Annotated in this window: 20 protein-coding genes; 13 read left to right on the top strand and 7 right to left on the bottom strand. The window is 53.3% G+C overall.

Features of this window, described 5'->3' with window-relative positions; genetic code table 11:
* Positions 1-14: 14 nt before the first annotated feature.
* The 4 genes from JWZ98_RS06435 to JWZ98_RS06420 are packed head-to-tail and all read left to right on the top strand — an operon-like array spanning position 15 to position 4,264.
* Positions 15-1,607, top strand: a complete 1,593-nt coding sequence (locus tag JWZ98_RS06435; protein ID WP_205453690.1) for a DNA mismatch repair protein MutS — start codon at positions 15-17, stop codon at positions 1,605-1,607.
* Positions 1,604-2,800: a formate-dependent phosphoribosylglycinamide formyltransferase gene (gene purT / locus JWZ98_RS06430; RefSeq protein ID WP_205453689.1), complete on the top strand. Its 1,197-nt coding sequence runs from the start codon at positions 1,604-1,606 to the stop codon at positions 2,798-2,800. Before JWZ98_RS06435 ends, purT begins: the two co-directional genes overlap by 4 nt.
* Before the next feature lie 24 nt (positions 2,801-2,824).
* Positions 2,825-3,400 carry a transglycosylase SLT domain-containing protein gene (locus tag JWZ98_RS06425; protein WP_033158930.1) on the top strand — a complete coding sequence of 192 codons (576 nt, stop codon included), beginning with the start codon at positions 2,825-2,827 and terminating at the stop codon, positions 3,398-3,400.
* Positions 3,401-4,264 (top strand): HDOD domain-containing protein, encoded by an 864-nt coding sequence (locus JWZ98_RS06420; protein ID WP_171694584.1) that lies wholly within the window; start codon positions 3,401-3,403, stop codon positions 4,262-4,264.
* 43 nt (positions 4,265-4,307) lie between these two features.
* On the opposite strand, the gene JWZ98_RS06415 is transcribed toward JWZ98_RS06420, so the two are convergent.
* Positions 4,308-4,886, bottom strand: coding sequence for a nucleoside triphosphate pyrophosphatase (locus JWZ98_RS06415; protein ID WP_205453688.1), 579 nt, complete (start codon positions 4,884-4,886; stop codon positions 4,308-4,310).
* Positions 4,887-4,955: 69 nt separating this feature from the next.
* Between JWZ98_RS06415 and JWZ98_RS06410 the strand changes: the two genes are divergently transcribed.
* The 6 genes from JWZ98_RS06410 (at position 4,956) to fabG (ending at position 9,542) form a co-directional block, all read left to right on the top strand.
* Positions 4,956-5,474 carry a YceD family protein gene (locus tag JWZ98_RS06410; RefSeq protein WP_033158927.1) on the top strand — a complete coding sequence of 173 codons (519 nt, stop codon included), beginning with the start codon at positions 4,956-4,958 and terminating at the stop codon, positions 5,472-5,474.
* A 1-nt stretch (position 5,475) separates the two neighbouring features.
* Positions 5,476-5,658, top strand: coding sequence for a 50S ribosomal protein L32 (rpmF, locus tag JWZ98_RS06405; RefSeq protein WP_033158926.1), 183 nt, complete (start codon positions 5,476-5,478; stop codon positions 5,656-5,658).
* 210 nt (positions 5,659-5,868) lie between these two features.
* Positions 5,869-6,897: a phosphate acyltransferase PlsX gene (gene plsX / locus JWZ98_RS06400; protein WP_101051676.1), complete on the top strand. Its 1,029-nt coding sequence runs from the start codon at positions 5,869-5,871 to the stop codon at positions 6,895-6,897.
* Positions 6,894-7,862, top strand: a complete 969-nt coding sequence (locus tag JWZ98_RS06395) for a beta-ketoacyl-ACP synthase III (RefSeq protein WP_101051677.1) — start codon at positions 6,894-6,896, stop codon at positions 7,860-7,862. The genes plsX and JWZ98_RS06395 overlap by 4 nt, the downstream gene beginning before the upstream one ends.
* A gap of 2 nt (positions 7,863-7,864) precedes the next feature.
* Complete coding sequence (fabD, locus tag JWZ98_RS06390; protein ID WP_101051678.1) at positions 7,865-8,821, top strand: ACP S-malonyltransferase; 957 nt, start codon at positions 7,865-7,867, stop codon at positions 8,819-8,821.
* Positions 8,754-9,542, top strand: coding sequence for a 3-oxoacyl-ACP reductase FabG (gene fabG / locus JWZ98_RS06385; RefSeq protein WP_205453687.1), 789 nt, complete (start codon positions 8,754-8,756; stop codon positions 9,540-9,542). The genes fabD and fabG overlap by 68 nt, the downstream gene beginning before the upstream one ends.
* 69 nt (positions 9,543-9,611) lie before the next feature.
* Here fabG and JWZ98_RS06380 read toward each other — a convergent pair whose 3' ends face one another.
* The 6 genes from JWZ98_RS06380 to JWZ98_RS06360 form a co-directional block, all read right to left on the bottom strand.
* Positions 9,612-10,547 carry a response regulator transcription factor gene (locus JWZ98_RS06380; protein ID WP_101051682.1) on the bottom strand — a complete coding sequence of 312 codons (936 nt, stop codon included), beginning with the start codon at positions 10,545-10,547 and terminating at the stop codon, positions 9,612-9,614.
* Positions 10,544-13,921, bottom strand: a complete 3,378-nt coding sequence (locus tag JWZ98_RS06375) for a response regulator (protein ID WP_205453686.1) — start codon at positions 13,919-13,921, stop codon at positions 10,544-10,546. The genes JWZ98_RS06380 and JWZ98_RS06375 overlap by 4 nt, the downstream gene beginning before the upstream one ends.
* Before the next feature lie 453 nt (positions 13,922-14,374).
* Positions 14,375-14,656 (bottom strand): hypothetical protein, encoded by a 282-nt coding sequence (locus tag JWZ98_RS23495; protein WP_343221769.1) that lies wholly within the window; start codon positions 14,654-14,656, stop codon positions 14,375-14,377.
* 49 nt (positions 14,657-14,705) lie between these two features.
* Complete coding sequence (locus tag JWZ98_RS23490) at positions 14,706-14,915, bottom strand: transposase (RefSeq protein WP_343221768.1); 210 nt, start codon at positions 14,913-14,915, stop codon at positions 14,706-14,708.
* A gap of 83 nt (positions 14,916-14,998) precedes the next feature.
* A complete protein-coding gene (locus tag JWZ98_RS06365; RefSeq protein ID WP_033158918.1) occupies positions 14,999-15,520 on the bottom strand; it encodes a hypothetical protein in 522 nt (173 codons plus the stop codon).
* A gap of 531 nt (positions 15,521-16,051) precedes the next feature.
* Positions 16,052-16,795 (bottom strand): hypothetical protein, encoded by a 744-nt coding sequence (locus tag JWZ98_RS06360; RefSeq protein WP_205453685.1) that lies wholly within the window; start codon positions 16,793-16,795, stop codon positions 16,052-16,054.
* Positions 16,796-16,978: 183 nt separating this feature from the next.
* On the opposite strand from JWZ98_RS06360, the gene JWZ98_RS06355 reads away from it, so the two are divergent.
* The 3 genes from JWZ98_RS06355 to urtB all read left to right on the top strand — a co-directional run bounded on the left by JWZ98_RS06355 (position 16,979) and on the right by urtB (position 21,512).
* The gene (locus JWZ98_RS06355) at positions 16,979-18,229 is read left to right on the top strand and encodes a hypothetical protein (protein WP_033158976.1); all 1,251 of its coding nucleotides are present in this window, start codon (positions 16,979-16,981) and stop codon (positions 18,227-18,229) included.
* 161 nt (positions 18,230-18,390) lie between these two features.
* Positions 18,391-19,692: an urea ABC transporter substrate-binding protein gene (gene urtA, locus JWZ98_RS06350; protein ID WP_205453684.1), complete on the top strand. Its 1,302-nt coding sequence runs from the start codon at positions 18,391-18,393 to the stop codon at positions 19,690-19,692.
* A 242-nt stretch (positions 19,693-19,934) separates the two neighbouring features.
* Complete coding sequence (gene urtB, locus JWZ98_RS06345) at positions 19,935-21,512, top strand: urea ABC transporter permease subunit UrtB (RefSeq protein ID WP_240348346.1); 1,578 nt, start codon at positions 19,935-19,937, stop codon at positions 21,510-21,512.
* Positions 21,513-21,963: the final 451 nt, after the last annotated feature.

Below are 21,963 nucleotides of genomic sequence, written 5' to 3'. Positions count from 1 at the left end.
AAACCGGGGGTAATATGCAACAAAACATCTTACAAAGCTGGAACGACGAATGGCCGACGGTGCGCTCGAGCCACCCCTTGCCCACCGGTGAAGGCGTCATCGACCAAGGCGCGTTTAACACCATAGAAGTGGACGAATTGTTCGATTACGTCAATTACGCCAGCACCACCGCCGGTAAATCGGTGTTGTATCGTTCGCTAAGCCAACCCTTGGACGATCTGGAAGCGATAGCCGCCAAACAAGCCGCGGTGCGGGAAATTCAAGACAATCCCGATGTGCGCGCCAATGTGGAAAACATTATCGCCAATGCCGCCGCCTCGGAAAACCGGCTTTACTTGTTATTGTTCGGCGAGTTTCTCGGCGGTTTCGGCACGGCTCGAGAGGATAATCAAATCGAAGGTTACGGCTACAAACAATATGTTCGTGGTGTGCGCGTGGTCTTGAATCTGGTCGGTGCGATCTACAACTCCGGCAAGCCGCAAAGCCCTTATCTGCAAGGCGTCTTCGAGAAAATCGGCAATTTTTCGCACAGTAACGAATATTCGTTGATGGTCGGCCCGGTCTACAACAGCGAAAAAGGCCTGCAAAGCAAAGAAGAGCGCAAAAACTCCTTCTCACCGGCGACGATTTTCCGCCCCACCCTGTTCAAACCGATGTTGATCGCTCTACTGATCGCTGCGATCTGGGGCTTGATGCAGATTTTCCCAACCGATATGTTCCAGGTCACCCGTGACGGTTTGTCGGTGGCTTCGGTGTTTTTCCTGCCCTTAGCCTTGGCTTATATTCCAGTCATTGGCGGCTACGATAGAGACAACTGCATCATACCCCTGCGTAACATTTATAAAAATTCGCAGGCGCTCGGCGATATGCTGGACGGCCTGGGACAGTTGGATGAGTTATTGGCTTTTATTAAATACGCCGAAGACTTCGGCAGCGATATGGTATTGCCGGAACTGAACGCCAGCGAACGGCATAACATCAAATTAGTCGCCGCAAAAAACCCGGTACTGGGCCAGAAAAATCCCGCCTACGTCGGCAACGATTTCAGCATGGACGAAGAACGCCTGGTGTGCGTGACCGGCCCCAACAGCGGCGGCAAAACCGCATTTTGCAAAACCACCACGCAAATTCAATTGTTGGCGCAGATCGGCTGTTTCATACCTGCCCAGGCTGCCAATTTAAGCGTGGCGGACCGGATTTTCTATCAATGCCCGGAGATCAGCCATCTCGATGACGGCGAAGGCCGTTTCGGTACGGAATTGAAACGTACCCGCGATATTTTCTTGGCCAGCAGCGCAAAAAGCTTGGTGGTGCTTGACGAAATGGCAGAAGGCACTACTTTTGAAGAGAAGATGCAGTCGTCTATCGACGTGCTGGACGGATTTTACCGGAAAGGCAACAGCACCATTTTAATTACCCACAACCATCAATTGGTGGACGAGTTTGTGAAACGAAAAATCGCAGTCCCCAAACAAGTGGAATTTGCCGACGACTTGCCGACTTTTAAATTGATCGCCGGCATTTCCAGAGTCAGCCACGCCGACCGGGTCGCGAAGAAAATTGGTTTCTCCAAACAAGACATCGATAACTATTTAGCAAAATCATGAAAATCGGCACCCCTGACAGCGGCAGCGCCACCAAAGCTTTATTGCTGGGCAGCGGCGAATTAGGCAAAGAAATCGCCATTTCGCTGCAACGCTATGGCGTGGAAGTCATTGCGGTTGACCGCTATGCCGGTGCCCCGGCTATGCAGGTGGCGCATCGCAGCCACGTGATTGATATGACCGACGCGACAGCAGTAAAAACCCTGATTGCCCGCGAACAGCCGCATTACATCATCCCCGAAATCGAAGCGATCGCCACCGAGGCCTTAGCGGAGATTGAAGCTCAAGGTGAAACCACTATTGTCCCTAATGCTAGGGCGATTCAATTGACTATGAATCGTGAAGGCATCCGCGAGCTGGCAGCCGCTGAACTAGGTCTACCGACATCGAAATACGCTTTTGCCGAGACCTTCGAGCAATTGAAAGCCGCAGTCGATAGCGGCATTGGCTATCCGTGTTTTATCAAGCCAACGATGTCGTCGTCCGGCAAAGGCCAGTCCATGGTGAAAAGCGCGGACCAATTACAAGCCGCCTGGGATTACGCCAAGGCCGGCGGGCGCGCCGATACGGGTAAGGTGATCGTCGAAGCCAAGATTGATTTTGATTTTGAAATCACCTTACTCACCGTGCGCGCCCTGAACAGCGACGGCCAAGTAAAAACCTATTTCTGCGAACCCATCGGCCACCGCCAGGAGAACGGCGACTACAGGGAAAGCTGGCAACCACAGGCCATGAGCAGCAAGGCCATTGAGTTATCTCAGCAAATCGCCGATAAAGTGACTACCGCACTAGGCGGCTTGGGTTTGTTTGGCGTGGAATTATTCATAGCCGGCGATCAAGTCTGGTTTAGCGAAGTCAGCCCCAGACCGCACGACACCGGCATGGTGACGATGGCCAGCCAGCGGCAGAGCGAATTTGATTTGCATACCCGCGCCATTCTTGGCCTGCCGGTCAACACGGCGCTAGATAAAACCGCCGCCAGCGCGGTGATTTTAGGTGGCATAGACGCCAAAGCCGTGAGCTATTCAGGCTTGGCACAAGCATTGGCGGTCGCAGACACCGACATTCGCCTGTTCGGCAAACCGGATGCTTTCGTGTCAAGGCGCATGGGTGTGGCGCTCGCCACGGCCGACAACGTCAATGATGCTCGCGCTAAAGCGTTACAGGCCGCCAGCCTAATTCGTGTGACTGAATGAGTCCAATCGGTAAAAGGTGACGCGATGAAACCCCTGTTGATTGCCACACTATCGATAGCGCTCATCACCGATGCGGGGGCCGACATTTTTAAATACACCGATCCTAGCGGTCGGGTGTATTACACCGACGAACCGAAAAAGGGCTTTGATTACCGCTTGATCATTCGCACCCGACCGCGTACTTATAAACACGACCTAAAGTTCATGTCGGGCAACAAGCTCAAGTTCAACGACTTAGTTGCCAAGGCCGCGGCCAAACATCAAATGGACCCCAAACTGCTGCACGCAGTGATTCAAGCCGAATCAGCCTATAACCCCAATGCGGTGTCCTCGGCCGGCGCGGTGGGCTTGATGCAGTTAATGCCGGATACCGCGCGCCGCTATGGCGTCACCGACCGACGCGATGCCGAACAGAATGTCGATGGCGGCACCCGCTACTTGAAAGATTTACTGGCGATGTTCAACTCCAATCTAACCTTGGCGGTAGCCGGTTATAATGCCGGCGAAGGTGCGGTGATGAAATACAATAATAGCGTGCCACCCTATCCCGAAACCCGCAATTATGTGCAGCACGTCATGGCGCTGTATCGGAAGAGTTAATTGAAAGCCGCTGCCATCAAGCAATTGATTGCCGGCTCGACCGAACTGTTTTCCCTGCCCGATATTTATTTTCAACTCAGCGAAATGATTCGGGATTCGCGTTATTCGCTGGCGGACATCGGCAAGGTGATCGCCAAGGATCCTGCTCTGAGCGCCCGGTTACTGCGGGTAGTGAATAGTCCTTTCTACGGTTTTCAAGCCAAAATCGACACCATTTCCCGCGCCGTTACCGTAATAGGCATCGACGACTTGAGTAATCTGGTATTGGCTACCACGGTCGTTGATCGCTTCGGAAAAATTCCCGACGAGCTGATCGACATGACCTCGTTTTGGATGCGCAGTATACATTGCGCGGTGATTGCCCGGATGCTAGCTAAAGCCAGCGCCGTTCTGCATACCGAAAGACTGTTTCTGGCCGGCCTTTTACACGACATAGGCTCACTGATACTCAGTCAAAAAATGCCCGAGCAATATCTAAGCGTATTGCTTGCCGCAGACCACAACCGCGCTTTGTTGGCCGGTTTCGAACAAGAACTGATTGGTTTCACTCATGCTGAGGTCGGCGGGGAATTACTAAAAATCTGGGGCTTACCGGAATCCCTCTACGAAACCATAGGCTGTTATCTGAATCCTGCCGATGCACAAATACACAAACTGGACGCGCATTTGCTGCATATGGCGGCGCGCTTGGTCGATAGCGGCCAACAAGCCGATGGCTTGGAAATAGCCGTAGCTGAATTTTCTAACCAATCGTTAACGCTAGTGCGTCTGACACGAGAGCAAACCATTTCGATAATGGAGCAGGTGGAAGAGGAGTTTTTGCAGATGTTTGAATTACTCGGACCGAACAAAAAATTTCACTAAACGGTACTGGCAAGCATTTTTTGCTACCGTAAGTCGCGGTAAATCAGAGAATATTGACCCCAAACTTGTCGAGTAAAGCCACCAATTTTATCAAGGGCAATCCTACTAATGCATTGGGGTCCTCGCCGACAATTTTACTAAATAGCGCGATCCCTAAACCCTCGGATTTGAAGCTGCCGGCACAGTCGAAGGGCCGATCCAAATCAATGTATTTTTCAATCTGCGACGAGGTCAGCGTTTTGAATTGCACACTACAAACATCCATATCGCTCAGGTGCCGGCCCGATACGCTATTAAAAACGCAGACTCCAGTATAAAATTGCACGGTCCTGCCGGATTGCTTGGCAAGTTGTTGAATTGCCGCGTCGCGCCCGCCGGGTTTTCCCAATATCTCTTGGTCCAGCACGGCAACCTGATCGGAACCGATGATTAAATGATTAGGGTACGTTTTGCCGACTTCTTCAGCCTTCGCCAGCGATAATCTGCGCACCAAAGCATAGGGCGATTCGCCGGCTTGCGGGCTCTCATCGACGTCACTGCTGCAACTTAAAAAAGCAAGACCCAGTTTTTCCAACAACTGGCAACGGTATTTCGAACTGGAGGCAAGGACTATGGCGGTCATCGGCTAGGTAGTGGTTTGAGTCGGTGTGCGTTTGACGCAACAGTTAGTTATCTGTATCATTGTACAGTTATGTCAGACAAGTTTCCCGACCTTATCGATCCCTTATTATTCGCCGAAAGACGCGGCGCGTTTTCCGGGGATATAAAAATCGCTGCGCTCGAGCGCTTGTCTGGTAGCGTGATCGATCATGGTGGCAGTGTTAGCGCCAAGGTCGAATTTGGTAAGGAAGGTAAACGCATTGTCGTTGCCGGCCATATCGAGGGTGTTGTGGAATTGGCGTGTCAGTCTTGTTTACAAGCACTGGCTTGGCCGTTGGATATCGATTTTAAATTGGCTGTTGTTGCTTCGCTACAGGAAGCAAAGCAACTGGACGATTGCGAACCGCTATTGCTGGACGGCGACACCGTATCGTTGAACACGGTGATCGAAGACGAAATCCTGCTGGCTTTGCCCGACTACCCTCGGCATGAACACAATTGTCTCGCCCACAACCGTTCGGAAGATGCCGATTACAGCGCAACAGATAGTCAGACTAAGGCTAACAACCCTTTTTCTGTTTTAGCAAAACTTAAAAAAACTGGAGATTGAAATGGCAGTACAAAAGAGCAAAGTATCGCGTTCCAGACGCGGTCAACGTCGTTCACACGATGCATTAGTCGGTAAAACCCTGTCTCAGGATCCGTTGACCGGCGAAACCCATCTGCGTCACCACATGACGCCGGACGGTTTCTTCAAAGGCCGTCAAATCATTGCCGGCAACGACGAAGATTAATCGTTTTAAACTGCCATAGGCCGACTCGTAATTTATTCGCAAATCGAGTCGAGCAGCCCTTAGTCCAAGACGGGCCGCAAACATCGCGTTTTACCGCGCAATCGTCAGCATGACGGGCAGTAATATTTGATTTATTGATAGTCTCTGAGTAAGCCAACACGTCGCTGGACAGCTGTTGGCTCCTTTCAACTTCTGGAGTTAGTCCTAAGCGTGAGCTCAACTCTCTCAATTGATGCCATGGGCGGGGATTTCGGTCCTCAAGTTACCGTACCTGCTTCACTGGCCTGTTTACGAAAAAATCCGGACTTAAATCTGATCATGGTGGGCGATGAAGCGGTTCTTGGTAACCTGCTATCCCAAGCGCTGGTCGAGTTCAAAGGTCGGATCAGTATTCAACACGCCTCGCAAGTGGTCGAAATGGACGAAGCGCCGCAAAAAGCCTTGAAGAACAAAAAAGATTCTTCCATGCGCGTGGCGATTAATCTGGTCCAGGAAGGCAAGGCCGACGCCTGCGTCAGCGCCGGTAACACCGGAGCGCTGATGGCGACAGCCCGTTTCGTGCTGAAAATGATTCCCGGCATCGAACGCCCGGCGATTATTTCCACATTGCCGTCTACTTTCGGCCACACCCACATGCTCGATTTAGGCGCCAATGTCGATTCCAGCGCCGAACAACTCTACCAATTTGCCGTGATGGGCGAAGAAGTGGTCAAGGCCGTGGAAAAAATCGAGCGTCCGCGTATCGGCTTGTTAAACATCGGCGAAGAAGACATGAAAGGCAACGAACAAGTCAAAGCCGCCGCTAAATTGCTGGAAAGCTCCGGACTGAATTACATCGGTTACGTGGAAGGCAATTCGATTAACGCCGGCAGCGTCAAAGTCGATTTAATCGTCTCGGACGGTTTCGTCGGCAACATCGCCCTAAAATCTATCGAAGGCGCGGCGAAAATGATAGGCAGCAAACTGAAAGACAGTTTTTCGCAAAACTGGCTGACCAAATTAGCCGGATTGATCGCGTATCCTGTTCTGAAACGCTTCAAAGACAGTATAGACCCGCGCCTCTACAACGGCGCCAGTTTCATCGGCCTACGCGGCTTGGTGATCAAAAGCCACGGCGGCGCCGACGCTCTGGCTTTCGAAACCGCCATTCATCTGGCGGAAGTCGAAGTCGCACAGGGCCTTATTCGTAAAATCAGCGAAAAACTAGAACTCGCGCTGGCCCAAAAGGTTGATGAATGACACGCTGGACTCATGTTATCGGTACGGGCGGCTATCTGCCCGAAACCATCCGCACCAATGACGATATATCCGCCACGGTGGACACATCCGACAGCTGGATCTACGAAAGAACCGGCATCAAAAGCCGCCGCATAGCCGGTCCCGACGAAACCGCTTCCAGCATGGCGGAAATCGCCGCCAGACAAGCCATTGACGCAGCCGGAATTGCCGCTGACGAAATCGACATGATCATCGTCGCCACCGGCACACCGGATCGCGTCTATCCCAGTACGGCCTGCCTGTTGCAGGAGCGCCTGGGCATCAAGCAATGCGTCGGCTTCGATATTCAGGCCGCCTGCTCGGGTTCCGTTTACGGACTCAGCATCGCCGACCAATACCTGAAAACCGGTTTTGCCAAAAACGTACTGGTAGTAGGCACGGAGATTTGCTCACGCATCGTCGATTGGACCGACCGCGGCACCTGCATCCTGTTCGGCGACGGTGCCGGCGCGATTTTGCTGACCTCCAGCGATAAGCCTGGCATCTTGTCCACGCATATCCACTCCGATGGCGGCTACGAAGATTTATTGTATTGCCCCAATCCGCAAGTAGCGGCAGTCGCTAAGCAAAACGAGCCAGCTTACATCAGCATGCGCGGCAACGAAGTTTTCAAGGTGGCAGTCAACACCTTGGGCAGGATTGTCGATGAAACCCTGGAAGCCAACGGCTTACGGCAAAGCGACATCGATTGGCTGGTGCCGCATCAGGCCAATACGCGCATCATCGCCGCCACCGCCAAGAAGCTGGGCATGTCGATGGACCAAGTGATTCTAACCCTGGAAAACCAAGGTAACACGTCCTCCGCCTCCGTGTTATTGGCGTTTAACGAAGGCGTGCGCGACGGCCGTATTCAACGCGGACAAACCGTATTAATGGAAGCTTTTGGAGCCGGTTTTACCTGGGGTTCCGCATTAATCAGGTACTAATCATGACGACGATAGAACAAAGTTACAATCTGGCATTCGTATTTCCCGGACAAGGCTCGCAAGCCGTCGGTATGCTGGGCACCCTGGCCGCCGCCAACCCATTGGTCAAGCAAACTTTCGAACAAGCTTCAGACGTACTCGGTTTCGATCTGTGGAACATGGTCGCCAACGGCCCGGACACCGACTTGAACCAAACCCATAACACCCAGCCGGCGATGCTGGCGGCCGGCGTTGCGGTGTGGCGGGCCTGGTGCGAAAAAACCGACATCAAACCCGCCTGGATGGCCGGCCATAGCTTGGGTGAATACACCGCCCTGGTCTGTTCCGGTGCGCTGGGTTATGAAGACGCCATTCGCCTGGTCGCCGAGCGCGGCCGCCTGATGCAGGAAGCGGTACCGGCCGGAAAAGGCGCGATGGCGGCTATTCTGGGCCTGGAAGATCATCAAGTCGTTAACACCTGCGCTGAAGTCGCCAATGGCGAAATCGTCGCTGCCGCCAATTTCAATGCCCCAGGCCAAGTGGTGATTGCGGGCGAAACCGCCGCAGTGGAAAGAGCGATGGAAGCCTTAAAAGCGCTGGGCGCCAAACGTGCATTAAAACTACCGGTTAGCGTGCCGTCCCACTGCGCATTGATGGAAGCGGCTTCCGACAAATTAAACGAAATATTGCAAAGCCTTAACGTCGAGATGCCCAATAGCACGCTGATCCACAACGCCGACGTCAAATCGCACGGCTCGCCGGAAGTGATTCGCTATGCATTGAAAGAACAATTGTTCAAACCGGTGCGGTGGGTGGAAAGCGTCAAATTCATGCACGAACAAGGCGTCACCGCTTTTGTTGAATGCGGGCCCGGCAAAGTATTAGTCGGTTTAAACAAACGCATAGCGCCTGATGCAACGCATTACACCATTTACGACCCCGAAACCATTGACAACGTTGTGGAGCAACTCCGTGGATAAAAAACTCGCCATTGTTACCGGCGCCAGCCGCGGCATAGGCCGGGCCATTGCCGAAAAATTGGTCGCCGACGGCTTTTTTGTGGTCGGCACCGCCACCTCCGATAGCGGCGCTGAGGCGATTTCAGCTTATCTGGGCGACAACGGTAAAGGTTATAAACTCAATGTCGCCGATTCCGCTGACATCGACAGCTTTATCAAAGCCACCGGCGACGAATACGGCACACCGGCGGTTCTGGTCAATAACGCCGGCATCACCCGCGACAACCTGCTGATGCGAATGAAAGACGAGGAATGGGACGACATCATCAACACCAATCTGACCTCAATCTTCAGAATGAGCAAAGCCGTATTGCGCGGCATGATGAAAGTCCGTTACGGCCGCATCGTCAATATTTCCTCGGTGGTCGGTTCCACCGGCAACGCCGGCCAAACCAACTACGCAGCGGCCAAGGCCGGCATGGTCGGCTTTGCCAAATCCATGGCCAAAGAAGTGGGTTCACGCGGCATTACCGTTAATACGGTATCACCCGGCTTTATCGATACCGATATGACCAAGGAACTGTCGGAAGACATCAAAAATGCCCTGCTGGGCTCGATTGCTTTGGGCCGTTTGGGACAGCCGGAAGAAATCGCCCACGCTGTATCTTTCCTGGCCTCCGAGCAAGCCTCGTACATCACCGGCGAGACCTTGCATGTGAATGGTGGCATGTACATGCCGTAAAGCCGGCACATTGCTTCAAACAAAAAAGGCCGGCAACTCAATGGGTTGCCGGCCTTTTTTGTTGCTTGATCACCCCCGCTGCAACACCATCGCCACTGCCGCAGCCCGTGTCGACACACCGAGCTTTTCAAAGATATGCTCCAGATGTTTGTTCACGGTCCTGGGACTGGTGGTAAGGATGATGCCGATTTCCTTATTAGTCTTGCCGCGGGCAATCCACATTAAAATCTCGGCCTCACGAAAGGTCAGCTTCAGCTTGTCGCGCAGGGTTTCCGGCGTCCATTGCGCGTCTTCGCGCTGTAATAACAGCAGATATTCATCCGGATTCTGGCAGGCGCCGACCCGCAACGCAAAGCCTGGCGCCAGACGATGCGCTTCCGTTTCGGCTGCCACCTCGCTGCGCCCGCTTTGCCGCAACCAGCGTTGAAACCAGCCACGCATGCTTTCCGGCAACAGCTTATCCGCAGTCTGCTGCGCCCCTCCTTCTTGTAATTCGGCAAAATCGTCCAACCATTCGCGAGCCGCCGGCGTCAGCCAGACAATGCCGCCCGCCGCATCCACCGCCACGGCGGCGAAATCGTGATGATCTAGTAAACTCTCGGCCCGCCGTAAATTGCGCGATTGGGTCAGATGCACTTCAATTCGCGCCAGCACCTCGGCCGGCCGAATCGGCTTGACGATGTAATCCAACGCCCCCTCGCCGAAGCCGCGCAGCAAATCGTCCAATTCGCTAAGCCCAGTCATGAACAACACTGGAATCGGCGCGGTGGCCGGATCGGCTTTCAAACGGCTACAGGTCTCGAAACCATCTATGCCCGGCATCATCACGTCCAGCAAAATGATGTCGGGTTTGACATATTGAATCTGCTCGATGGCCGAACAACCGTCGGTCGCCACCAACACCCGATAATTGGCCTCGGAAAGCGTATCGGATAGCAGAGCCAGATTGCCGGGCGTATCGTCGACTATCAACACCGTGCCATTGCTGGCGGATACTTCCATCATCGGGACACCTCCTGTTTGTGCATCTGCAATAGTTTTCGGATTTCGCCTACCCTAAATTCATTTGCCAAGGCTGTCAGCTTGGCAAAAAAAGCGTTGTAACGCGGCTCGGCTTGCCTGAGCTGTTCCAACACTTTCTTCAATCCCAACAAGTCGCCGATCCGCACGCATTCCACACAGGCTTGCAATAATTCCGGCGGCGGCATCAGCATAGGCTCGGCCGCTTTTTCGGGAACCGTTTGCCCTGGGTCGTCCCGATAGATCCAGTGCAGCGATAAATATAACTTCAGCTTGCTCATCAACTGCGTTACCTGAATCGGCTTGGACAGAAAATCGTTACAGCCGGCATTCAACACTGCCAGCCGATCACCAGGATAGGCGTTGGCGCTCAGCACTAGAATCGGCATCTGCAAACCACGTTCGCGTAAACGCATCGCCGTTTCGATACCATCGATACCGCTCATCGAAATATCCAGCAGAATTAGATCCGGCTGCTGTGCCGCCACCTTGTCCAAACAAGCCTCGCCGGAATCGGCCTCCTCCAGATAAAACCCCAGCGGCTCCAGCAACGATAAAAGCAATTCGCGATGTTCGCGCTGGTCGTCCACCACCATGATCCGCCGGCGCGCGCCTTGATAGCCGATGATAGGTGCCAGAGGTTCGGCTTCATTTTCTACGCCCAAGCTCGGCAACAACAACCGCACACTAAACGTCGAGCCCTCGCCAACCTTGCTTTGCACCGTCAACTCGCCGCCCATCACCTCCGTGAGAATTTTACAGATCGTCAATCCCAGGCCACTACCCGACACCGCATTGCCTGTCGGGGTATCCAGCCGGGTGAAGGGTTGAAAGATGTTTTGCAATTGCTGTTCATCAATACCGCTGCCGGTATCGGACACCTGAAAGCTGGCTACACCGCTGCTGTAACCGATCCGAAACACCACACCGCCCTGGCTGGTAAATTTGATGGCATTCCCAAGCAGGTTCATCAAAATCTGCCCTACCCGCTTTTCGTCGCCGCGTATGCGCTGCGGCAGCACTGTGGTCAATTGGCAATTAAAACTCAAGCCCTTGTCTTCTGCTTGCGCTTTGAAAACATGTACCAAATGCTCGATAAACCCGGGGAAATCGATGGGTTGGTACTTAAAATCGAATTTGCGCGCCTCGATACGGGCGATGTCTAAAATATCTTCGATCAACGCACTCAAATGCTCGCCGCTGCGCTTCAAGGTATCCACCGCCTGCCTACGGTTTTCGGGGATATTGGGGTCCTGGTGCAAAATGTGGGCATAGCCGACTATGCTGTTTAGCGGCGATCTAATCTCGTGGCTCATATTGCTCAAAAACCGACTTTTGGCCTGATTGGCGGCATCCGCCATACGCCGGGCCTGCTGCAACTTCAGATCGGTTTGTTTGTGTTGTTCGATTTCCTGCAACAGCAACTGGGTCTGTTTGGCAGTTTCCTCATGCGCCACCCGCCGGCTCTCGGCATTCAAAATCAGCCACCAGGTACACAACCCAATAAACACCAACAACGAGGCGTAAATCTTCAGGAAATTGTTGATCAACAAACCAAAAGCCGGCTGATTGTGCTGAACACTGATTAAATCCTGATAATAAATAATGCTGATAAAAATCCCGGTCAGGATGGTCAGAAACCCAAACAACAAACCAAAGCGCAACAGGCGCAAGCGCGCGGTAATCCCAATAAAATCCGGCATCAGGCGCTTGGCCAGGCTTTCCAGATAATCGTCGAAGCGAAATCCCGGCTTGCAGGCATCCAGGCAACGGGCGTCCAGTGTGCAGCACAGCGAACAAATACTGCCGGCGTAGGCGGGACAATACGCCATGTCGTCGTGCTCGAATTCGTTCTCGCAAATCGAGCATTTATCGTGGGCTTTACGATTGTGTTTTTTTCGGTCGCGGGCCAGGTAATGTTTACCGCCGCAACAATAGGCAAGCGCCGGCACCAAAACAAACGCCAGACTCAGCGCGATAAACGCCGAAAAAGCCTTGGGCCATTCGCCGAACAGGCCGACATAGGCCAGAATCGACACCACCGACGCCACAAAAGTAGCAGCCATTCCCACCGGATTAAGATCGGACAAATACGCACGCTTGAATTCGATTTCCTTCGGGCTGAGCCCCAAAGGTTTATTAATCATCAACTCCGCCGCCACCGCGCTGATCCAGGCTATCGACATATTCGAGAACAAACCCAACACCTTTTCCAGCGCGCCGAATACGCCGAACTCCATCAGCAACAAGGCAATGAGGACGTTAAACAGCAACCACACCACCCGGCCCGGATGGCTATGCGTCAAGCGTGAAAAAAAGTTCGACCAAGCCAGCGAGCCGGCATAAGCATTGGTAACGTTGATCTTGATCTGACTCAACACCACGAACAAGGTCGTGGTCGCCAAGGCCCATTGCGGATTCTCGAATAGCTCGTTATAGGCTACCAGATACATTTGCGTCGGTTCGTGGGCATGCTGGGGACTGATGCCGTGGCGTATCGCCAAATGCGCCAGCAAGGCACCCGCTATTTGCCTAATCACCCCAAACACGACCCAGCCCGGCCCAGCCGCCAGCATCGCTGCCCACCACTTAAACCGGTTAGCCTTGGTTTTATCCGGCATGAAACGTAGAAAATCCACCTGCTCGCCGATTTGCGCCACCATCGAAAATGCCACGGTAGTCGCGGTGCCGAACAACAGCCAATCGAAGCCTTCCCCACTGCCGGCGATCCAGAAATACGCCTGCAAAGTCATTAGCGCTTCCGGCTCGGCATGGGCCACGGCGATATAAGGCGCAATCAATAGCGCCAACCATACCGGTTGCGTCCATAACTGCATTCGGCTGATGGTGGTAATCCCAAACGTCACCAAGGGCACCACGATTACCGCACTGACCACATGCGCAAGCGCGAGCGGAATCTGAAAATATAATTCAATCGCCAGCGACATGATCGAGGCCTCCAACGCGAACAGCGTGAAGGTGAACGAGGCATAGATTAGCGAGGTAACGGTAGAGCCGATGTAGCCGAAGCCGGCGGCGCGGGTCAGTAAATCGATGTCGATATGGTAGCGGGCGGCGTAATAACTGATCGGCAGACTGGTGATAAAAATCACGATGCCGACGATCAAAATCGCCCAGCAGGCATTGGTAAAGCCGTAATTGATAGACAAAAAGCCGCCGATGGCTTCCAGCACCAAAAACGAGGTCGAGCCGAAGGCGGTGTTGGCGACCTGGAATTCGCTCCATTTCCGGAAGCTGCGCGGCGCGTACCTGAGCGCGTAGTCTTCCAGGGTTTCGTTGGCGACTAAAGCGTTGTAGTCGCGGCGGATTTTGGTGATATTTTGGTGAATGGCTTTCATTTGGTTGTGTCGCTAACGCGACGGGTGTTTTTGAAGTCGGGTCTCGGCCCGACGGCCGAGTGACTTTTCTTTGTTTGGCCAAAGAAAAGTCACCAAAAGAAAGCCACCCGGATGCCGCTGATACCCTGCGCTCCGAAGCTTTTGAACGGGGTTGCCGAAAGGGGCTTCCTGCCCCTTCGGCAACGCGATGCATCCCTGCATCGCCCCTACGGGCTATTCCGTTCAAAAGCTCCGGTGCTCGGCGCGGCATACGGGACAAAACCATCGCACTATCAAAACGGATTGGGTCCAATCAAGGAAACCAATTCGTAGGCCAGAATAGCCGCTAGGCGTTTCTGGCGTTCAACGTTTGCCGGAAACGCTAACGCTTATTCCGGCCTACATGGCTGAAATGGCTAAATGTGCGGATTTCGTAGGGTGGGCACGGTTTATGTGCCCACGCGGACAAACCTTTCATTCCCCCGCAACCGTAATATCAACGCCATCACCCCAATCCCTCGAATAAACACCCTCCTTAACGTAACGATGAAACGTCGAATAAGGCCACTCGCTGACTTGCCGGCAATATCCGTGTTTCACCGGGTTGAAATGGACGTAATCCATATGCCGGGCAAAATCGATTTCATCGCGTATTTGATGCTCCCAATACCGGCGTTGCCACAATGTCGATTCCAGATGCTTTTGTTTCGACACATTGATCCATTCGGCCCGCCGATACGCTTCGCCACAAGCCATGCTCACCTGCCGTTTGATCACGCTCCAACGGGTTGCATAATCCCCATCTTCAACCGGGCAATGTCCAAATGCAGTGCAAATGGTCCGGCAACAACACCCAGGCGTCTATGGTAAACGGCCGTTTGGCGCGGGTGATTGAAATCGCCTTGCGCAAAGCCTCCCGCACCGGTTCATCGCACAAAATCGCTTGCCGCCGATACGCCACCACCGTGAAAAAATACGTTGCACCGGGATTTTGCGGGCTGCGGTAACGGGACATTAATTTGAGGCGTTAATTTTTGGCGTTTAATTCGGGTTTGTGGTGTTCTCGCGTGGGCACGAAAAGCGTGTGCCCACCCTACGTTACTGCGTTCCTAAAACGATAGTTTCTAGCTCTTTAACTAAAATTAGTTTTTTATTGGATATTGATTCATTTTCTTGTTCCAAATGATTTAACTCATTTGAATAAGTCATTCTTATAGCCTCTGTAGTTATTCCTGACAATAACTGCTGATTTAGCCTCATTATTTTTTCTTTATTAAAATCATGTTTTGAATCATATTCAGCAATCAGTATTGTAATTGCCGTCAGGCGAACTGTTTTTTCTTGAGCAGATGCGGTTCTTTCAAATTCATATCTATTTTGTTGAATTTCTTGTCTCTGAAGCCTTAACTCTTCATTTTGCATTTGAATCGTTCTTAAAGTACCCGCGAAAGCCAATCCAGTAAAAAGAGCGGTAAGAGCACCAAAGCTATCTCCAAAAACTCCAGACTTACCAATTGACAACTCAGATATGGGCCATGTCAATAAAATTAAAACAGCCAGATACATTAAGAAAATTAAAAATACAATTAAAAATGAGTACTTTAAGAGTCTATCTTGCATATTCAGTCGCGATTGATGAAAACGTAAAGATTAAGTAATTTTTTTCCACCATCCTACATCACTACACACTATCAAACATACAAAATCATCCAATCACTCCCAATCCCGTTCCGGGTTTTCTCCCGTTATTCCGCCCCGAGCATCGCAGCTTTTGGCGAGAATAGCCCGCAGGGGAGCGGCAAGGATGCCGCTCGTTTTCGGAGGGCCAGGGATGGCCCTTCCGAAAACCCTCGCCAAAAGCGAGACGCGCAGGATTAAGGCGGAATTCCGGGTGGCCTTTTCTTTGGATACTTTCTTTTGGCCAAGCAAAAGAAAGTATCTCGGCTGTCGGGCCGAGACCCGACTTCAAATCAGCCGTCGCACCAGCGACACCCTCTCACCCCCCAATCCTAACCTTCTCCTTTATGCCCTGTAGGTACTGAAGGAGAAGGAACCTACCCCGAATATCGCTTAGCAACTCCTTTAACACAAATGCCCCATCCACCATCCCTGGCTCCTGGATGCCCGCATCCCTGCGAGCATGACAATCCATCACTTCCTCTCATACCCAAACTGAAATATCACCGGCGTCCCCTGGTTATGAATAATAATCTCCTTCTTCGGCTCGTCACCGACAGCGGCAGGCTGCGCCACGCCGTTCGCATCAACAGCACCCGGCACCTCCCTAACCTCCACCCGCACATCCGGCATCCACTTCGGTTTGAATAACTCGGTTTTCACTCGACCAGCTTGCTTCGGCTGCGGTGCATGTTCCAACACATCCAAACAAGCCGTACCAATCTGATCGACCAGTTTATCGACGATGCGCGCCGGCAGAACATCCTTATCCAAAGCATGCGCGCTAAACGTCGACTCGCGTTCCACCAACACCGCTTGATTGCCGGCATCGCGCAATGTGCAGGTAATCGGCAACACGTCGGCTTTTTGGAAATCGGTCGCGCGCGGGTCGGAATTGCCAGACGAAAACGAAAAACCCACCGGCGTTTCCCGGCGGGCTATCTTGCCGAGCTTGGCCTGCAAACTATGGCTGTAAGTGCCTTTGCCGGCGAGTGGAAATTCCCACTCGGTTAAATTGGCGCGGACACGTTCGCCGATTGCCGCAACGTCAATCGGCGTGGCGAACTGCTGCAAATTGTCTGGCGCTAATCCAAACTCAATAGCCTGCAGCGGTTTAACAGCGTCGGCCGTCGGCGCTGCCAGCGTCGGCTGGCATGGCACGAAGCCCAATAGACCCAGCAGCAAAAACAGACCTCTAGCGGATGTTATTTTCATCATCGTCAATCTCCCAAGTTAAGCCGCACTCTACGGAAACCCTTATTTGCCGGCCATACGTCAAATGACTGATGAGTCATTTACCCGATTGTGGCGCTGTCTGCAAAATTCAACAATCTCCCCGACGTTTTCAATCGCCATGGCCAGCGGCAATGGCTTGTTTAATCCAGATAGAGGGGAATGCAAATGACTGGTTTTAACCCACAAAAACTAAGCGGCCGGGCCATCGGCTTGCTAAGCGGGGCAGCCCTGGGCGCCATCGCCCTGGGACAGGCGCCCGAAGCGCAGGCAGGCGCGACGTTTAAAATCGACGACACCAAATGGGTCAGCGTCGGTGCCGGTTTAAGAACCAGCTTCCGCGCCCAAGAAGGCTCGGTCGGCGCGAACGCCGACAAATGGAGCAACGATTTCAATCTGGACAACATCCGTTTATACATCAACGGCCAGATTCATAAATATCTGAAAGTCGAGTTCAACACCGACTGCCAAACCTGCGGCAACGGCGGCGAAGTGCGGGTGCTGGATGCGATCGGCAAATTCGAAGTCACGCCCTACGCCAATTTATGGGTAGGCCGGATGCTGGTCCCTGCGGAACGCCGGGAAATGAACGGTCCATTCTACAGCGCGGTGTATAACATCTTCTCCGCCGGCACGCCGTTCGAGCCGTCCGACTATAACTTGGTCATCAAATCCGACGGCACATCCGCAGGCTCTTTTGGCCGCGACGACGGTGCCACCTTCTGGGGCGCGGTATTTGACGGCCGCTTTCAATACGCGGCCGGTTTCTTCCGCGGCCTGCGCGGCGGTGCTAATGTCGACGACAATATCCTTTACGCGCAACGCTTTGCCTACAACTTCTGGGATGTCGAGAAGAACCCCGGCTACTACACCTCCGGCACTTACTACGGCAAGGGCGGCGACATTTTAACTGTCGGCGTAGCGAACCAATATCAGGAAGACGGCGCCGGTGCGCTGGGTTCGCCCGGCAGCTTCCGCGGCACCACCGCCGACGTGTTGATGGAAAAAGTGTTGCCGGGCGGCGGCGTGGTTACCCTCAACGGCGAGTACAAAAACTACGGCATTACCGGCCCGTATAGCCAAACTATCCGCGACGCGGAAGGCAGTGTCGGCGCGCCGGCCCAGTTCTCGATGTTCGAAGGCAATGCCTATGATGTCAGCGGCATGTATCTGTTCCCGCAAAAGATCGGCATCGGCCAATTCCAACCGTATCTGCGTTACGTCAATGTGTCGCCGGATAACAGCCCCAACCGCGAGGTTTACGAAGGCGGCGTCAATTACATCATCGACGGCCACAATGCCAAGATTTTCGCCAGCTACCAATACGGAGATTTGTTGACCAAAGGCTTGAACTACAAATCCACCGCCAGCGGCGAGAACGCCAGCCAGGTCATGGTCGGCTTTCAATGGCAAATTTAACGACGGTTGGGTACGCAAATTTACGCCAACGTGACAAACCGTAGGGTGGGCAGCGAATAGGTGCCCACGCGGAGCCTTCAAGCGTGGGCATTGCATGCCCTCCCTACGAAAAACGGGCTGTTGATTCACCCACGATTTATTCTCGACATAGGATTATAACGATGAAACTACTGAGCAATTCCTTCCGTAAACTGGCGACTGTCACGGCCTTGTCCGCCGCGCTATTCGGCGCCGCCACCTCGGTCCGCGCCGAAGACACCATCAAAGTCGGCGTGCTGCACTCCCTGTCCGGCACGATGGCCATCAGCGAAACCACGCTGAAAGACACCATGTTGATGCTGATCGACGAGCAAAACAAAAAAGGCGGTTTGCTCGGCAAGAAGTTGGAAGCCGTGGTGGTCGACCCGGCTTCCAACTGGCCCTTGTTCGCGGAAAAAGCCCGCGAGCTGATCACCAAGGACAAAGTCGCGTCCATCTTCGGTTGCTGGACGTCCGTTTCCAGAAAATCGGTGTTACCGGTCATTGAAGAGTTGAACAGCATCCTGTTTTACCCAGTGCAATACGAAGGCGAAGAGTCGTCTAAAAACGTGTTTTACACCGGCGCCGCGCCTAACCAGCAAGCGATCCCAGCGGTCGACTACCTGATGAACGACCTGAAAGTACAACGTTGGGTGTTGGCCGGTACTGACTACGTCTATCCGCGCACCACCAACAAAATCCTGGAAGCGTACTTGAAATCCAAAGGCGTTAAACCGGCGGACATCCTGATCAACTACACCCCGTTCGGTCATTCCGATTGGCAAAGTATCGTCGCCGACATCAAAAAATTCGGCTCGGCCGGCAAGAAAACTGCTGTCGTTTCCACCATCAACGGCGACGCCAACATCCCGTTCTATAAAGAGCTGGGCAACCAAGGCATTTCCGCCGAAAAAATCCCGGTCATCGCCTTCTCGGTGGGCGAGGAAGAACTCTCCGGCATGGACACCAAACCGCTGGTCGGTCATTTGGCGGCCTGGAACTACTTCATGAGCGTTGATACCACCAAAAATGCGGCCTTTATCCAACAGTGGAAGGACTACATCAAGAATCCAAAACGGGTGACCAACGACCCGATGGAAGCGCACTACATCGGTTTCAACATGTGGGTGAAAGCAGTCGAGAAAGCCGGCACCACGGATTCCGACGCGGTACAAAAAGCGCTGATTGGCGTCGAGTACCCCAACCTGACCGGCGGTATGTCGAAAATGCTGCCTAACCATCACATCAGCAAACCGGTGTTGATCGGCGAAATTCAAGACGACGGCCAATTCGTCACCGTCTGGCAAACCAACAAACTGGTCGATGGCGACGCCTGGTCGGACTTCCTGCCTGACAGCAAACCTATCATCGCCGACTGGACCGCGCCGATCAGCTGCGGCAACTACAACACCAAAACCAAAAAGTGTTCAGGACAGAACTATTAACAGCGGATGTTACCCGCGAGGTTCACGGCAGGATGCCTTGGGCCTCGCCCCCCAAAAGAGGACAGACGATGCACACACTCCGTTTCAGAACCCGTTTAAAAACGCCGCCCGGCTCGCGCCCGGCCAACCGTTCCCCCAAGGACAGCTTCTTGAGCATGATGACTACCACTTCTACTCAGACCGGATTAACAGCCGGCGGCGTTTTTAAACGGCTTCCAAAACTTGCCGGCTGTTTGCTGGCGATGATATTCCTCGCCGCGCAACCCGCACTGGCCCAAGACGCCGGCAACGCCTTGGAGCAACTGCGCACCGGCAGTATGGCCGAGCGCGAACAAGCCATCGCAACTCTGGGCAGCGACAGCAATAACCTGAAACTATTGCAAGCCCTGCAAGACGGCAAATTGTTCGACTTCAAAGCCGAAGCCAAATTGGTGTTTGCGCAGGAAAGCCCGGCCGGTTACCAACTCAGTGATCCGCTCAGCGGCGCGGCTTTAGCCGACGTCGAGCGCGGCGCGGTCGGCAAAATCAATTTAAACAACAAACTCCGCGGCGTGCTGCGCAAAACCATCGCCCAATTGCAGTTAAACGATACCGATCCGGTGCTGCGCCTGATCGCGGTACAAGCATTGGCCAACGATATAGACGACAAAGCGGTAATTTTGCTGCGCGATCATCTGGCAACCGAAACCGACGCCGAGATAAAAACCGCCATCAATAAAATGCTGTTACTGCAAGACATCAACAGCCCGGAAAAAGACCAACGCATCGCCGCTATCGGCGCGTTAAAAGATTTGGACAGCCAGGACGTAGTCAACAAGTTGCAAGCCATTATCGATAAGGATGCCGACGGCAATTTCCTGGAAGCCGACAGCGACGTGCGCAACCTGGCCGAGGCGGCGCTAATCAAAATCCGCGAACGCATGCAAGCCTACGCCGCCGCCGAAACCGTGTTCTTTGGCTTGAGCTTGGGTGCGGTGCTGGTGTTGTCCGCGATTGGTTTGGCGATTACGTTTGGCGTGATGGGTGTCATCAACATGGCCCACGGCGAGCTGATGATGCTGGGGGCGTATACCACTTACGTGATGCAACAAATCATGCCCAACAACCTGGGCACCGCGTTGATTCTGTCGATACCGATGGCCTTCTTGGTCGCCGCCCTGGTCGGCATCGCCATCGAACGCGGCATCATCCGCTTCTTATATGGCCGGCCCTTGGAGACTTTGTTGGCGACCTTCGGTGTCAGCCTGTTCCTGCAACAAGCCGTGCGCTCCATCTTTTCGCCGCTGAACCGCAGCGTCGCCACTCCGGAATGGATGAGCGGCTCCTGGCAAATCAACGACTTTCTGTCGCTGACCTGGAACCGCTTCTACATCCTGATCTTCTGCCTGCTGGTGTTTACCGCGCTGTTGCAAATCCTGAAGCGTACCAAGCTGGGTTTGGAAGTTCGTGCCGTGGCACAAAATCGTGGCATGGCCAGAGCGATGGGCATCCCCACCTCGCGGGTCGATGCGATGACCTTTGGTTTGGGTTCCGGCATTGCCGGGGTTGCAGGTGTTGCACTAAGCCAGATCACCAACGTCGGGCCGAATTTGGGCCAGGCCTATATTGTGGATTCATTCATGGTGGTGGTGTTTGGTGGGGTTGGTAATTTGTTCGGTACCTTGGTGGCCGGGTTCTCGTTGGGCATTGCCAATAAGGTGTTGGAGCCTTATGCCGGGGCGGTGTTGGCGAAGATATTGGTGTTGGTGTTTATTATTTTGTTTATTCAGAAGAAGCCTAGGGGGTTGTTTCCGCAGAAAGGAAGGGCGGCGGAATCGTGATTCAAATATATGTAGGTTGGGTTAGGCGTCAGCCGTAACCCAACACGATGGCTTTTGATTTGGTTGATGGCTTTGGAATTCGGATTTGTGTCGCTATCGCGACGGTGGTTTTTGAAATCGGGTCTCGGCCCGACAGCCGAGATACTTTCTTTTGCTTGGCCAAAAGAAAGTATCCAAAGAAAAGGCCACCCCACCGCCGCTTGATCCCTGCGCTCCTCGGGTTTGAACGGGGTTGCCTGAAGGGGCTTCCCAGCCCCTGCAGGCAACGCGACGCATCCATGCGTCGCCCCTAACGGGCTATTCCGTTCAAACCCTCCGGTGCTCGGCGCGGCAAAGGGGATTAAATCCCTCGCAAGATTCAAAGTGGATGGGTTGTGTGACGAAGGAAATTCTGGTTCCCGTGCATAGCATGAGAACGATGATAGATTTTGAAATTGATTCATAATTGTGT

The organism is Methylomonas sp. EFPC1 (assembly GCF_016925515.1).
GTDB lineage: Bacteria > Pseudomonadota > Gammaproteobacteria > Methylococcales > Methylomonadaceae > Methylomonas > Methylomonas defluvii.
The sequence above is the reverse complement of the archived record's forward strand: the minus strand, read 5'-3'. Positions and strand labels throughout refer to the sequence as shown.